Below are 14,755 nucleotides of genomic sequence, written 5' to 3'. Positions count from 1 at the left end.
GAACACGAAGATTCGTGCGTTCATCACTGGCTGGAACACCCGGTGCGCTCCGTTCGTGTGGACCAAGACAGCCGACCAGGTCCTGGCCAAAGCTAATCGGCAAGAAACTTCAACCACGGACCACTAGTGTGCACGAAGATCCTCCTGAGACCTTTTATACGGCCGATGTGGTCGCAGCTCGAACATAATTGACAGTTCTCATTGGGTCAACTACTGCCCTAGGATTGGTCCCATGGCGAACAAGGGCGATCTCCCCGTTGAAGGCATCGACTGGCAGCTGGCGACCGCAAACCGCGTCGCGAACTCCGTAAAGCGAAGGCGGAAGGCGCAGGGGCTGACAGTCCAGCAATTGGCAGACCTGACCGAAGGGCTGGGCCATCCGCTCAGTCGGCTAGTACTCACCAAGCTCGAGAATGGCCGCCGTGGTGATCACCTACAGCTCACTGACCTCATCGTCTTGGCAGCCGCGCTACGGGTGCCCCCACTTCAGCTGCTCTATCCAGATTTGCCGGACCACTTCGTGGACTATTTACCCGGGCAGTTCCTACGGTCTATCGATGCCGTGCAGGTATTTGCGGGCGAACGTTCCCTGTCGGACGAGGCGCACCGAGACACGCTCGCGCTCCGTCTTGCGCGCCGTTGGTGGGCCCTGTTGGAGGAGATCGAGAGTCTCGAGCAGCAGGCAGCGGTTGACCCCCTGTCGAAAGACGATATGGAACGCCTGCTGCCTGGACGCTCCTACGCGACACGATTGGCGAAGGCTCGGGAGGATCTCAGCCTCGTCCGTGCCGCCCTGGATTCAGAGCTCAACGATGGCGGGTAGGCCGCCGCTACGGATCGGGCAGCACGGGAAGATCACGCGAATCGATCTCGGCGGAGATGTATGGCTGGCTCGATGCAGGTTCCGGGACGCGGACGGCGTAGTACGGATCGTCGAACGACGCACACCGGCCGGCAAGCGTGACCAGTACGGCGCGGCCGCCGAGCAAGAGCTGCACGACGCGCTCGACGACAGGCGAGCACCGTCCGCTGACGACATCACCGAAACGACCACGGTTCGGCAACTGTGCGAGCTGCACATCAACCGACTCGAGGATGACGGTAGGGCTGCCCGGACTCTCGACACCTACCGCTACACGGCGTCAAAGCTGTACGCCCTGATTGGCGGCGTGCGCGTACGCGAGGCGACTGTGAGCCGTGTGGACGCGGCCATACGCGGTATGAACAAGGCGCACGGCGTCGGAATGGCCCGGCAGGCGAGAACCATCCTCAAGGGCGCTCTGAGCCTCGCGGTACTGGCGGGATTGCTCGACTCGAACCCCGTGCGGGACGTGAGCGCGATTCGAGCCAAGACGCCACCTCAAGGTGCCCGACAGGTGACAGCGGGCGAGCTGCGCGCCTTACTCGTGGCGTTGCGGGAGTCGGAGCAGTGCAGGCGACTCGACCTCGCCGACCCGATCGCCCTACTCATCGCGACGGGCGTACGGCGATCGGAACTGTTGGCGCTGCGGTGGAAGGACGTGGACGCCGAGAGCGCGACGGTGACGATCAGCGGGAAGGTGGTGCGAGTCAAGGGGGAGGGCGTCAAACGATTCGACGAGGCGAAGTCGGCCGCAGGGCTACGGACCCTCCCGCTGCCGCGGTTCGCAATCGAGGTGCTGCGGCAGCGTGCACAGCGGCCGCAGCTCGGCACGCTCGGCGTGATCTTTCCGTCGTCGGCCGGCACTCTGCGGGATCCGGACAACTTCAATGGACAATGGCGTCAGGTGCGCGACGAGCTTGGTGTCACCGACGTGACGAGCCACAGTTTCCGTAAGGCCGTTGCCACGCTCATCGATGACGAGGGCCTGTCTGCGCGGATCGGTGCCGACCATCTCGGGCACCGGCACGTGTCGATGACGCAGGACCGATACATGGCTCGGGGGCGCACTCACGCGGCGGTTGCGGAGGCATTGGACCGTGCCATAAGCGATGGATAAACGATGGATCGACTATTCAGGTTGAGTAAAAACACCCTCTGACGTGCCCCCGGCAGGACTCGAACCTGCGACCTAGAGATTAGAAGGCTCTTGCTCTATCCAGCTGAGCTACGGGGGCGCGGCCAGAATCTTAACCGGACCGCGCTGATGGTGGCGGGGGAGGGGCGTCTCACGTGGCACGGGTGGGCCCCGACTCCTCGGAATCGTCGGCGGTACCTGCCCCGGCATCGTTTCCCACCACTGATTCGGCGTCCGATGCGTCGATCACATCCACTTCGCCGGTCTGCAGCTTCTGCATCACGTGATCGACGCCGATACCCAACACCACCGCCACGCAGATCGAGATGACGGCGCCGAGGAGCGGTTGCTCATGGAAGAACCCGCCCACGAGCCGCCCCATCATCGACGAATACACCGCCCAGGTGATCCCTCCGATGATCGTCAACGGCACGAACTTCTTCCGCGGGTAGCGTGTCGCTCCGGCGGTCATGTTCACGGCGATCCGGCCGATCGGGATGTAGCGGGCGGTGATGATGATCGCGGCGCCGCGCTTATCGAGACCTTTACGTGCCCAGCCGAACGCTGCTCGGGCCTTGGGCTTGCGCATCCATGCGAAACGCTCGGTGCCGACCTTCCGTCCGAGGGCGTAGGCGATGTTGTCGCCGATGATCGCGCCGAGCGCCGCGAGCGGTATGACCACCCACAAGTACGGCTTGCCAGTCGAACCCGAGAGCGACGCCAGGGTGACCAGGATGGTCTCGCTCGGCACCGGCGGGAAGAATCCGTCGACGATGCAGACGAAGAACAGGAGCGGATAGACCCACAGGGCTGCGGCCTGGCCGATGATGAGTTCGTTGATCACGTCCATGAGGGCGGTGATGCTCCTGTCGGGTCACGGAGATTACCGCTCCTACGGTATTCGCAGTCGCGTGTGAGCACATCAGGGTGACCCCCGATCTCTGTCCCTGGCCAGTAGTCTCGATCACGATGAGGTGTGATCGCTCACACTGCGCGCGTTTCTCACCTCCACGCGTAGTTGCCTGCCCACAGAGTCGCCGTGCTCATCGGTGCCTTCACGGTTGCAGCCCGTTGGCGGAGCTTGCGGAACATACCGCCGGTGGGCGGTGTGACGCGCTCGACGGCTTTGTGCGCACTGATCATTGCGACCTCACCGCGCTGGACTTTTCGCAGCGTCGGCGACCTATCGGCGCCTGCGTCGAGCACCGCCCGAACCGTCGGCATATCGTCCGCAAGCCGGATGTACGCCGCGTCCAGTGATGTGCCGTCCTCGAGCGCCTGATCGAGGCGCACGGCGAGGTGTGTGGTCCAGTGCCGCTGCAAGGTGAGTAGGACGTTGTCTTCCGATCCGAAAAGTTCCAGCGCGCGAGGGATCTCACGCAACCGGAGCGCGGAGTCGACGTCTACCTGTGCTCGGGTGAGCACGTCATCCAATACAGCCCGGCGTGCTCGGTATGTGTCCCAGGACATCTCGGTCATCTCCCCCCGAATCGGGTGCGGTGGCTGCTCTCGAGGAAAACGCTACGGAGATCCGCCCCCCGTTACGTCGTGCTGTTGTCGCGTTCTTCCTCCTACCGTGGGTGGAGAAGGAGTCCACTCCGGGAACGATGCCGGGAGCCGATTCGTCCTACTACGCTGATCTCGTGGAATTGATGGCGTTCTTCCGCCGGCGTATGGCGGCGAGCGACTACGATTACCCGGTCGGTGTGATGTTGTTCGGCCACATCGGGATGGTCGTTGTCGCGTGTATCGCCGTGGCGCAGCGCGACGGATTCGTGCCACCGGGGTGGGTGCTGCTGTTCGGGCTGATCGCTGCCGGCGCACCGATCGTCGGCGACCTGATCGAACCGAATTCGATGCTCTTGCGACTGTTGGTGGGGTTGGTCGTGCTGGCGGCGACGTCGCTGCTGCTCGTGTGGCCGCCGGAGACGGCATTCGACTTCGCCCCGTTCGTCCTCGTGTTGATGGTCGGTGAGATCGCCGCCATGACCCCCTTCTCGATCAGCGTCGGCGCGTTGGCTGCGGGCGCAGCGACCCTCGCGGCGTTCGCGTTCGCCGGCGACCTCGACGGCGCGCAGTACTATCTCGCCGCCGTGGTGCTCGGGTGGATCATCGGCCGACTGCTCCTGGCCCAACTGCGTCTCCTGCACCAGGAACGCGCCGCAAAGTCGATCCAGGCAGAGCAGGCCGCAACCTCCGAACGCCAGAGGATCGCCCGCGAGGTGCACGACGTCGTGGCTCATTCACTGAGCATCACGCTGCTGCATCTGACGGCGGCACGTCGCGCGCTGGAACAGGACCGCGACGTCGACGAAGCCGTCGACGCCTTGACCGACGCCGAACGATTGGGACGAGAGGCAATGGCGGACATCCGACGGACGGTGGGTCTTCTCGACGCTCGGCCTGCAGACACCCGACCCGAACCGACAATCGCGGACATCCCCGAGTTGGTCGAAGACTTCCGGCGCGCGGGGGTCCCGGTGGAGTTCGCGATGTCGGGCGACGTCGATGCGGCACCGGGGGCAACCGGTCTGGCGGTGTATCGGATCTGTCAGGAATCGCTGGCGAACATCGTCAAACATGCCCCGGCCGCGAAGACCGACGTGCGGCTCGAGATCGGCCCGCAGGTGCTGAGTCTCCGGGTCCACAACGGCCTCCGTGCACCCACGGCGACGCCGAGCGACCGGGAGGGCTCGGGTCTGCGGGGTATGCGAGAACGCGCAGCGTTGCTCGGAGGCGACCTGCAGGCGGGCCCCGTTTCCGGAGGCTGGTCTGTGCGTGCACGGGTCCCGCTCGCCGTCGATTCATGCCCGATCCGCCGCCGTATTCAGGGGCTTTCGTGATCGACGACGAGATCGGGGTGCTCCTGGTCGACGATCAGGAGTTGGTGCGGTCCGGACTGCGCAGAATCCTCCGACGCAAGGACGGCTTCGTCGTCGTCGCTGAATGCGCCGACGGGTCGGAGGTGTCCGACGCGGTGGCCGCCCACCATCCCGATGTCGTCGTGATGGACCTCCGGATGAAGCGGGTCGACGGGATCCAGGCGACCCGAGAACTCCGCACCGAAGACGATCCGCCTCCCGTGCTCGTGCTCACGACGTTCGACGACGACGAGCTGCTGTCCGGCGCCTTGCGTGCCGGTGCTGCGGGCTTCATCCTCAAGGATTCTCCTGCGGAGGACCTCATTCGTGCGGTGCGGCGGGTCGCGGCGGGGGACGGTTTCCTCGATCCCACCGTGACCGGGCGCGTGCTGTCGACGTACCGCACCGCCGCGGTGCAGCACGGGAACAACGGTCGGAACCTCGATGAGCTGACTGCTCGCGAACTCGATGTCCTCGCACTGATCGGACGCGGCTACAACAATGCCGAGATCGGTCATGCGCTGAGCATCGCGGGAGTGACGGTGAAGAGTCACGTCGGCCACATTTTCGTCAAACTCGATCTTCGCGATCGTGCCGCTGCCATCGTGTACGCGTTCGACCACGGTGTCGTCACACCCGGGCACTCCGACGGGGCGTCGTAGTCGACTTCCCGGGAGTCCTACCCTGGTAGGCATGGCAACACCCGACCTCGAGTGCGAGACGCAAGAGCCCGCGCCGGCCCGTGCGCGTGGCAACCCCTCCGCATTGTTCGTCCTGTTCGGCGTCGTTGCAGCACTGGTCGCTGCCGTCGTCGTGAGCCTTTCCGCGGCACAGGCGCTCGTGCTGCTGGGAATTCCCGATCCCGGACCGATCACCACGTACGGGCTTCCGATGGTGCGCGCGGTGTCGGAGATCGCCACGGTCCTGACCATCGGCTCGTTGTTCTTCGCGACGTTCCTCGTGCCTCCGCAAGCGAACGGGATCCTCGACGTCGGCGGATACCGCGCGATGCGGACCGCGGGTGTCTCCGCGGTGGTGTGGGCGGTCACGGCCGCGCTGATGGTGCCGTTGACATTGTCGGACACCTCCGGCCAGCCGTTCTCCGAGGCGGTCCGGCCGGAGAACCTGTTCTCGGCCCTCGGTCAGGTCGAGACGTCTCTCGCGTGGGCCTGGACGACAGTGCTGGCACTGATCACCGCGATCCTGATCAGGCTGGCCCTGCGTTGGGCGTGGACGCCCTACCTGCTGTTGCTCTCTTTTGTGACTTTGATGCCGATTGTGTTGACCGGGCATTCGGCCACCGGCGGTTCCCACGACATGGCCACCAACAGTCTGGTGTTGCACCTGGTGGCGGCGTCCGTGTGGGTGGGTGGCCTGTTCGCGGTGCTCGCCCACGCGTGGCGCCGAGGCGAGTATTCCGATCTGGCAGCCCGGAGATTCTCGTTCGTCGCGTCCATCGCGTTCGTGGTGATGGCGGTCAGCGGTGTGATCAACGCGGCGGTCCGGGTGCCCTTCGGTGATCTGTTCACCACGACGTACGGGCAACTGGTGGTCGCGAAGACGGTGGCCTTGATCGTGCTCGGTCTCTTCGGGTGGGCGCAGCGGCGCAGGGCACTGCCGGCGCTCGAAGCAGACCCGACGAACCGGGCGGTGTTCGTGCGGTTCGGAGCGGTCGAATCGTTGATCCTTGCCGCGACGGTGGGGCTGGCCGTGGGCCTCGGCCGGACCCCGCCGCCTCCGCCGGCAGCGGCGCCGTCGGTGCTCGAGGTGGAACTCGGCTACAACCTCAGCGAACCGCCCACGTTCATGAGCCTGTTCTTCGGCGAATGGCGGTTCGACCTGATCTTCGGCACAGCAGCGCTCGTGCTCGCGGTCGGATACGCGATCGGACTGCGGACGCTGCGCAAGCGCGGTGACGTGTGGCCGATCGGCCGGTCCGTCGCGTGGTTCGCAGGATGCTTCGTCCTGCTCGTGACCACCAGTTCAGGGGTCGGGATGTACTCGCCGGCCATGTTCAGCGTGCACATGGGCGCTCACATGGCGATGTCGATGCTCGTCCCGGTGCTGCTCGCGCTCGGCGGTGCGATGACCTTGGCGTTGCGTGCGTTCAGGCCCGCTGGGCGCGGCAGCCCACCCGGACCCCGCGAATGGATTCTCGAGTTCCTGCACAGCCCCCCGTCGCGTTTCTTCACCCACCCGCTCGTCGCGTCGGTGATGTTCGTCGGTGGGTTCTACGCCCTGTACCTGGGCGGAATCTTCACCGCGTTCGCCGACAGCCACACCGCGCACGTGCTGATGAACCTGCACTTCCTGCTGAGCGGCTACCTCTTCTACTGGGTGGTCATCGGTGTCGACCCGTCGCCGCGCGATGTGCAGCCCGTGACCAAGCTGGCGATGGTGTTCGGGTCGCTGCCGTTCCACGCGTTCTTCGGCGTGACCCTGATGAGCATGGGGTCGGTCATGGCCGAGTCGTACTACCGCGGACTGGCGCTGCCATGGAACGCCGACCTGTTCTCGGACCAGAAGGTCGGCGGCAGCATCGCGTGGTCGGCGGGTGAGATCCCGCTCGTGCTCGTGATGATCGCGTTGGTGGTGCAGTGGTCGCGCAGCGACCAACGTACGGCACGTCGTGTGGACCGGGCCGCCGATCGCGACGACGACGCCGATCTTGCTGCGCACAACGCGATGTTCGCGGAGTTGGCGCGCCGCGACAGGGAAGGACCGGAGAACCCGGCGGCATCGGAGAACCCGGGAGGATCGGAGAGCGGCGCCGTATCGGATAACACGGCGCCGGACACCGCCGCACCCTGATCCACCTGCCGGAACCGCAGGATGTGGGTTCTGCGCTCTGGGCGGATACGCTGGTCGCCATGGCGGAGTTCATATACACGATGAAGAAGGTGCGCAAGGCGCACGGTGACAAAGTAATTCTCGATGACGTCACCATGAGCTTCTACCCGGGCGCGAAGATCGGTGTCGTCGGGCCCAACGGCGCGGGTAAGTCGTCGATCCTCAAGATCATGGCGGGCCTGGATCAGCCCAGCAACGGTGAGGCGTTCCTCGACCCGGAGGCGACGGTCGGGATCCTGCTGCAGGAGCCCCCGCTCGATGAGGAGAAGACGGTCAAGCAGAACGTCGAGGAAGGCCTCGGCGAGATCAAGGTCAAGCTCGACCGTTTCAATGAGATCGCCGAGCTCATGGCAACCGACTACTCGGACGAGCTCATGGACGAGATGGGCAAGCTCCAGGAGGAGCTCGACCACGCCAACGCATGGGACATCGACTCCCAGCTCGAGCAGGCCATGGATGCCCTGCGCTGCCCGCCGCCGGACGAGCCCGTCACCCACCTTTCCGGTGGTGAGCGTCGCCGTGTCGCGCTGTGCAAGCTGCTGCTGAGCAAGCCCGACCTGCTGCTCCTCGACGAGCCCACCAACCACCTCGACGCCGAGTCGGTGCTGTGGCTCGAGCAGTTCCTCGCGTCGTACCCCGGCGCAGTCCTGGCCGTGACCCACGATCGGTACTTCCTCGACCACGTCGCCCAGTGGATCTGTGAGGTCGACCGCGGCAAGCTGCACCCGTACGAGGGCAACTACTCCACCTACCTGGAGAAGAAAGCCGAGCGCCTCGAGGTGCAGGGCAAGAAGGACCAGAAGCTCCAGAGGCGCCTCAAGGAGGAACTCGAGTGGGTCCGTTCCGGTTCGAAGGCCCGCCAGACGAAGAACAAGGCGCGTCTCGGTCGCTACGAGGAGATGGCGGCGGAAGCCGAGAAGCATCGCAAGCTCGACTTCGAAGAGATCCAGATTCCGACGCCGCCGCGGCTGGGCAACGTCGTTGTCGAGGTCGAGCACCTCGACAAGGGCTTCGAGGGTCGCGTCCTGATCAAAGACCTGTCCTTCACGCTGCCGCGCAACGGCATCGTCGGTGTCATCGGCCCCAACGGTGTCGGTAAGACCACGTTGTTCAAGACCATCGTCGGGCTCGAGGAGCCCGACAGTGGCACGGTGAAGGTCGGCGAGACGGTCAAGCTCAGCTACGTCGATCAGAACCGCGCGAACATCGATCCCACGAAGAATGTGTGGGAGGTCGTGTCCGGCGGTATGGACTACATCGAGGTCGGTCAGAACGAGATGCCGTCCCGGGCGTACGTCAGTGCGTTCGGATTCAAGGGGCCGGATCAGCAGAAGAAATCCGGGGTGCTCTCCGGCGGTGAGCGCAACCGCCTGAACCTGGCGCTGACCCTCAAGGAGGGCGGCAACCTGATCCTCCTCGACGAACCGACCAACGACCTCGACGTCGAAACCTTGAGTTCGCTCGAGAACGCGCTGCAGCAGTTCCCGGGTTGTGCCGTCGTGATCTCCCACGATCGCTGGTTCCTCGATCGCACCTGTACCCACATCCTGGCGTGGGAAGGCAACGTCGACGAAGGCCAGTGGTTCTGGTTCGAGGGCAACTTCGAAGCGTACGAGGCGAACAAGGTCGAGCGGCTCGGTGCCGATGCGGCTCGCCCGCACCGGGTCACCCACCGGAAGCTGACGCGTGACTGATCAGCCCTCGCCCGGTTCCGTCGAACCGTACCGGTGCTCGATCGAGGTGCGCTGGGCGGATTCCGACCGGCTCGGACACGTCAACAACACCAAGGTCGTCGAGTACATGCAGGAAGGGCGAATCAAGTTCCTGCAGTCCGGCGCGCTGAAGCGCGGCGCGATCGCGGTGAGGAAGATGGACGTCGAATTCCTGCGGCCCATCAAGGACGAGTCGGGGCCGGTCACGGTCGAGATCACCGCCTTGCGCGTGGGGAACACCTCGTACACGCTCCGGCATACGGTGCTCGACCGCGACGGTGCGGTGTGCGCCCTCGGCGATGCGGTGCTCGTCGGGTTCGACACGAAAACCGAACGTCCGCGACCCATCACCGCCGGTGAACGCGAGGTCCTCGCCCGGTACCTGATCGTCTGCGGCGACCTGCCATCACGATCGGAGCGGTGACTGCTCGCACTTTCACCTCCCGACATCGGACGCCGCGGATAGGCTCGGCAACGAGCCCATCCGCGGCGTCTGCGGTTTCGGAGGCAAGCGAGGGGAGTGATGTTGATGACGGGATCTGCGGCTTCGCGAGATCTTTCGTCTACGGTGCGAGTTCTGGAGCGCGCCTACCTGCAGTCTCCGGACGGAATAGTCGATCCGGCGGCCGCCGCGGCCGCGCATCTGGCGCTCGGCCTCGATCGGCCTGCCGGCACGACCGCGACGCGGGTGTACCAGGCGGACGACGCGCTCGGCGCCGCCGTGCAGATCGTCACCGACGACATGCCGCTGCTGGTGGAGTCGGTCACGGCGTTGCTCTCGCGTCTCGGTGCGGTGATCGCAGCCCTGGTGCATCCGGTCTTCGCCGTCCACCGCGACCCGGACGGCGTGCTCCTCGACATGGCACCGGACGGCGCCCTCCAGAGCGACGAACCCGCGGAATCGTGGATACACATCCAGCTCCACCCGACCACCGAGCCGGACGTCCTCGCCGGGATCGAAGGTGAAATCGACAGTGTGCTCGACGATGTGCGGCAGGTCGTCGTCGACACCGACGCCATGCGCGCTCTGCAGAACAGGCTCGCCGACGAACTCGACGCGCTCGCTGCCGATCCGTCGTCCGGCCACACCGCGACGGATCTCGCCGAGACCGCTGAACTGCTGCGGTGGCTGGCTCGCGGCAACTATGCGGGGCTCGGGTATCGCCGGTATGAGTTCGGCGTGCCCGATGCCGACGGGGCCTGCAGATCCCACCCCGTTCCGCGCAGCGGGCTCGGGGTGCTGCGCACCGTGTCCGAGTCTGCCGATCCGATCGATCTGCCCGCCGAGGTGTATCCGGACCGCCGCCCACTGCTCGTGCTCACCCAAGGTGCGCGGCCCGCGACCGTGCACCGTTCGGTGTATCCGTACTTCGTCGGTGTGGGAATCCTCGACCCCGAGGGACGAACCGTCGGTGAGCACCGCTTCCTCGGTGTGCTCACCGTGACTGCGATGCACGAGACCATCCTCGACATCCCGCTGCTGCGTCAGCGTGCCCGGGCGGTGATCGCCCGGGCCGGTGTCGAGCTGTCGTCGTACGGCGGTCAGGCGATGCTCGAGATCATGCAGACTCTGCCGCGCGCGGAACTGCTGTCGATGGATCAGGAGACCCTCTACACGACGGTGACGTCGGTAGTCGAAATCCGCAGGCAGGTACGGCTCTTCGTTCGGGTCGACACGTACGGGCGATACGTGTCGTGCCTGGTGTACCTTCCCCGCGACCGATACACGACGAAGGTCCGGGTCCGGATGCAGAACATTCTGCTTCACGAATTCGGCGGTGGCACTCTCGATTACACCGCGCGGGTGTCCGAGGGCGATCTCGCGCTCCTGCATGTGACCGTCCGGTTCCCCGAACACGTACGTCCCCGGGTCGACACGTCCGAGAGCAACAGGCAACGAATCCAGGCGCTCCTTTCAGAGGTCAGTCGCAGCTGGGGAGACCGGCTCGCCGAGGTCGCCGGAGCTCATCCGAGTGTCGATCCGGCGCTGGTCCAGCGGTACGTCGACGCCGCCCCCGAGGCGTACAAGGAGGACTTCAGTTCCGAACGCGCGCTCGCCGATCTGATCCGACTCGAGGCACTCGGCCCCGGCGACTTCGACACGCTCGTGTATCGAGCAGGCGCCGAAGACCACCGGAGTTGGCGCTACACCCTCTATGTCGGTTCCGAACATGCCGGGTCGGAACCGGTGACGCTCGGCCGTATCCTTCCGGTGTTGCAGAGCCTCGGCGTGGAAGTCGTCGACGAGCGGCCCTATCTGTTGCCGCGATCCGACGGCATCGACTGCTGGATCTACGATTTCGGCCTGCACTTGCCGAACGACCTCGACCCCGGAAAGTTCGACGCCGACCCGACACTCGCAGACCGCATCACCGGTATGTTCGCCGCCGCCTGGCGTGGACATGCCGAGACGGATCGCTTCAACGAACTCGTACTCCGCGCCGGCCTGACCTGGCGGCAAGCCACGATGCTCCGGGCATACGCGAAATATCTTCGGCAGACCGGATTTCCGTACAGTCAGTACAACATCGAAGGTGTTCTGCTGAGCACGCCGGGCACAACCGCGCTGCTCGTCGAACTGTTCGCCGCGCGATTCGATCCCGACCACGCGTCCGAGGTCCGCGAACAGACCATCACCGACGAACTGCTCGAGAAGATCGACGCCGTCACCGCGCTCGTGGCCGATCGTATTCTGCGGGCGATGCTGTCGCTGATCCGATCCACCCTGCGGACCAACTTCTTCGTGCCCGAGACCGATGACGAGGCACTGGGCCGGACACTGGCGTTCAAGTTCGACCCCGACGGCATCTCGGAACTGCCGGAACCCCGCCCCGAATTCGAGGTGTTCGTGTACTCACCCGATGTGGAGGGTGTCCACATGCGATTCGGAGCGGTCGCGCGAGGAGGGCTCCGCTGGTCCGACCGTCACGAAGATTTCCGCACCGAGATCCTCGGCCTGGTGAAAGCACAGGCCGTGAAGAACGCGGTGATCGTCCCGGTCGGTGCGAAAGGGGGGTTCGTCGTCAAACGTCCGCCGGCGCCCACCGGCGACGTCGCCGCAGACCGGCAGGCCGCACGCGCAGCGGGCGAATCCTGCTACCGGAGGTTCATCGCTGCCTTGCTCGGTCTCACCGACAACCTCGACCGGGCGAGCGGCACGGCGATTCCGCCGCGGCGAGTGGTGCGCCACGATGTCGACGACACCTACCTCGTGGTCGCCGCGGACAAGGGCACCGCCAGCTTCTCCGATCTCGCCAACGCGGTGGCCGCCGACTACCAGTACTGGCTCGGCGACGCCTTCGCATCCGGAGGGTCGGCCGGATACGACCACAAGGAAATGGGGATCACCGCCCGCGGTGCATGGGAGAGCGTCAAGCGGCATTTCCGCGAACTCGGTGTCGACACCCAGAGCCAGGACTTCACCGCGGTGGGCGTCGGCGACATGAGCGGCGACGTGTTCGGCAACGGGATGCTGCTGAGCGAACACATCCGGTTGGTGGCCGCGTTCGACCACCGCCACATATTCCTCGACCCGAACCCGCAGGCGGCACCGTCGTTCGCGGAACGCAGCCGGCTGTTCGAGCTGCCCCGCTCGTCCTGGGCGGACTACAACCCGGCATCGATCGGTGCCGGCGGTGGGGTGTGGGAACGCACCCGCAAATCGATCCCGATCAGCGAACAGGCCCGCGCGGCGCTCGGATTGCCCGGTTACGTCACCGAACTCACCCCGCCGGAACTGATCCGCGCGATCCTGCGTGCGCCCGTCGATCTGCTGTGGAACGGGGGCATCGGCACCTACATCAAGGCACGGTCCGAATCACACGCAGACGTCGGCGACAAGGGTAACGACACGGTCCGCGTCGACGCCGCCGATCTGCGTGTCCAGGTGGTCGGAGAGGGCGGCAACCTCGGTGTCACCCAGCTCGGCCGGATCGAGTACGCCCGGGGCGGCGGAAAGATCAACACCGATGCGATCGACAACTCCGCCGGCGTCGACTGCTCCGACCACGAGGTCAACATCAAGATCCTGCTCGACTCGATGGTCACCTCCGGCGACCTCCACATCGAGGAACGCAACCCCCTGCTGGCCTCGATGACCGACGACGTCGCCGACCTCGTGCTCGCGGACAACATCGGCCAGAACAGTGTGCTCGGCCTGGAACGTGTGTCTGCACCAGCGTTGCTCGGCGTCCACCAGCGACTCATCGCGAAACTCGAGAAGGAGCGGCGGGTAGACCGCGTCCTCGACGCGCTCCCCGACGACACCGAGATCGAACAGCGGCGCGCAGACGGCGAGGGTCTGACCTCGCCGGAACTGTCGCAGCTGCTCGCCCACGTCAAGCTGACTCTCGTCGACGACCTGCTCGACACCGATCTTCCCGACAGCGACACGTTCGCGACCCGCCTGCCCGACTACTTTCCGCGCGCACTCCGCTCGAGATTCCGCGCCGGTATCAGAGCGCATCCACTGCGCAGGCAGATCGTCGCGACGATCCTGGCCAACGACACGGTCGACCACGGCGGCGTCTCGTTCGTCTTCCGGCTCTGCGAGGAGACGGGGGCGTCGCGCACCGACGCAGTCCGAGCGTTCGCCGCAGTCACCGAGATCTTCGGCTTGCGCGGGATCTGGGACCGGATCCGCTCGGCCGACCTCCCCACCGACATCGGGGACGACCTGCTGCTCGAATCCCGCCGCGTGCTCGATCGCGCGGCGCGGTGGCTGCTGTCGAATCGGCCGCAGCCGCTGGCGGTGGGCGCCGAGATCAGCCGCTACCGGCAGCTGTTCACCGATCTTGCCCCGCAGGTAGGTCAGTGGATGCGCGGTCACCACGTACAGGACCTCGAGGAACGGACACGGCACATCCTGTCGAACCACGCGCCCCCGGACATGGTCGCGATGGTCTACCGGCTCCTCGACCAGTTCCCGCTCCTCGACGTCATCGACATCGCGGATATCGTCGAACGCGAGGAGGCCGAGGTCGCGGAGTTGTACTACGCGATGGATGCGCACCTCGGGATCGACCGGTTGCTGTCCGCCGTCACCGAACTCGAACGCGGCGACCGGTGGCATTCTCTCGCGCGTCTTGCGTTGCGCGACGAACTGTACGGATCGTTGCGATCACTGGTCCTCGACGTCCTCACCGGAGCGGAACCGGGGGAGACGTGCCCGGAGATGATCGAGGACTGGGAGATGTCGAACGGTTCACGGCTCGTGCGGGCGAGGTCGGCGCTCGACGAGATCTTTGCATCTGGGAGTCTGGACCTGGCCATCCTGTCGGTGGCCGCACGGCAGGTCAGGAGCATGGTGCGCACCGGCGCACCCGATCGGAGGTAA

At 65.6% G+C, this 14,755-nt stretch carries 10 protein-coding genes and 1 tRNA gene; 8 read left to right on the top strand and 3 right to left on the bottom strand.

Annotated features, from left to right (window positions below):
• The first annotated feature begins 232 nt into the window (after positions 1-232).
• Positions 233-823, top strand: coding sequence for a helix-turn-helix domain-containing protein (locus ACZI8W_RS24880; protein ID WP_463371204.1), 591 nt, complete (start codon positions 233-235; stop codon positions 821-823).
• Positions 813-1,979 (top strand): site-specific integrase, encoded by a 1,167-nt coding sequence (locus tag ACZI8W_RS24875; RefSeq protein WP_463371203.1) that lies wholly within the window; start codon positions 813-815, stop codon positions 1,977-1,979. Before ACZI8W_RS24880 ends, ACZI8W_RS24875 begins: the two co-directional genes overlap by 11 nt.
• A 44-nt stretch (positions 1,980-2,023) precedes the next feature.
• On the opposite strand, the gene ACZI8W_RS24870 is transcribed toward ACZI8W_RS24875, so the two are convergent.
• From ACZI8W_RS24870 to ACZI8W_RS24860, 3 genes are all read right to left on the bottom strand, one after another.
• Positions 2,024-2,097: transfer RNA gene (locus ACZI8W_RS24870), tRNA-Arg, on the bottom strand.
• A 51-nt stretch (positions 2,098-2,148) separates the two neighbouring features.
• On the bottom strand, positions 2,149-2,847 hold the full coding sequence (locus ACZI8W_RS24865; RefSeq protein ID WP_463371202.1) for a DedA family protein: 699 nt from the start codon (positions 2,845-2,847) through the stop codon (positions 2,149-2,151).
• Positions 2,848-2,999: 152 nt separating this feature from the next.
• Positions 3,000-3,467 (bottom strand): hypothetical protein, encoded by a 468-nt coding sequence (locus ACZI8W_RS24860; RefSeq protein WP_463371201.1) that lies wholly within the window; start codon positions 3,465-3,467, stop codon positions 3,000-3,002.
• Between the two features lie 29 nt (positions 3,468-3,496).
• Between ACZI8W_RS24860 and ACZI8W_RS24855 the strand changes: the two genes are divergently transcribed.
• From ACZI8W_RS24855 to ACZI8W_RS24830, 6 genes are all read left to right on the top strand, one after another.
• On the top strand, positions 3,497-4,840 hold the full coding sequence (locus tag ACZI8W_RS24855) for a sensor histidine kinase (protein WP_463371200.1): 1,344 nt from the start codon (positions 3,497-3,499) through the stop codon (positions 4,838-4,840).
• The gene (locus ACZI8W_RS24850) at positions 4,804-5,520 is read left to right on the top strand and encodes a response regulator transcription factor (RefSeq protein ID WP_463371199.1); all 717 of its coding nucleotides are present in this window, start codon (positions 4,804-4,806) and stop codon (positions 5,518-5,520) included. The genes ACZI8W_RS24855 and ACZI8W_RS24850 overlap by 37 nt, the downstream gene beginning before the upstream one ends.
• A gap of 31 nt (positions 5,521-5,551) precedes the next feature.
• Complete coding sequence (locus ACZI8W_RS24845) at positions 5,552-7,669, top strand: bifunctional copper resistance protein CopD/cytochrome c oxidase assembly protein (RefSeq protein ID WP_463371198.1); 2,118 nt, start codon at positions 5,552-5,554, stop codon at positions 7,667-7,669.
• Positions 7,670-7,728: 59 nt separating this feature from the next.
• Positions 7,729-9,402: an energy-dependent translational throttle protein EttA gene (gene ettA / locus ACZI8W_RS24840; protein ID WP_463371197.1), complete on the top strand. Its 1,674-nt coding sequence runs from the start codon at positions 7,729-7,731 to the stop codon at positions 9,400-9,402.
• Positions 9,395-9,844, top strand: coding sequence for an acyl-CoA thioesterase (locus ACZI8W_RS24835; protein WP_463371196.1), 450 nt, complete (start codon positions 9,395-9,397; stop codon positions 9,842-9,844). The genes ettA and ACZI8W_RS24835 overlap by 8 nt, the downstream gene beginning before the upstream one ends.
• Positions 9,845-9,943: 99 nt before the next feature.
• Positions 9,944-14,755, top strand: a complete 4,812-nt coding sequence (locus tag ACZI8W_RS24830; protein ID WP_463371195.1) for an NAD-glutamate dehydrogenase — start codon at positions 9,944-9,946, stop codon at positions 14,753-14,755.

The sequence above is a fragment of the Rhodococcus ruitaii genome, assembly GCF_055230935.1.
Note: the sequence above shows the minus strand (reverse complement) of the source record. Positions and strands in the feature narration are given on the sequence as shown.

What these genes read in the sequence shown, in the direction of transcription:
- ACZI8W_RS24880 (WP_463371204.1), top strand. Translation starts at nt 233, where the DNA reads ATGGCGAACAAGGGCGATCTCCCCGTTGAAGGCATCGACTGGCAGCTG.
- ACZI8W_RS24875 (WP_463371203.1), top strand. Translation starts at nt 813, where the DNA reads ATGGCGGGTAGGCCGCCGCTACGGATCGGGCAGCACGGGAAGATCACG.
- ACZI8W_RS24865 (WP_463371202.1), bottom strand. Translation starts at nt 2,847, where the DNA reads ATGGACGTGATCAACGAACTCATCATCGGCCAGGCCGCAGCCCTGTGG.
- ACZI8W_RS24860 (WP_463371201.1), bottom strand. Translation starts at nt 3,467, where the DNA reads ATGTCCTGGGACACATACCGAGCACGCCGGGCTGTATTGGATGACGTG.
- ACZI8W_RS24850 (WP_463371199.1), top strand. Translation starts at nt 4,804, where the DNA reads ATGCCCGATCCGCCGCCGTATTCAGGGGCTTTCGTGATCGACGACGAG.
- ACZI8W_RS24845 (WP_463371198.1), top strand. Translation starts at nt 5,552, where the DNA reads ATGGCAACACCCGACCTCGAGTGCGAGACGCAAGAGCCCGCGCCGGCC.
- ettA (WP_463371197.1), top strand. Translation starts at nt 7,729, where the DNA reads ATGGCGGAGTTCATATACACGATGAAGAAGGTGCGCAAGGCGCACGGT.
- ACZI8W_RS24830 (WP_463371195.1), top strand. Translation starts at nt 9,944, where the DNA reads ATGTTGATGACGGGATCTGCGGCTTCGCGAGATCTTTCGTCTACGGTG.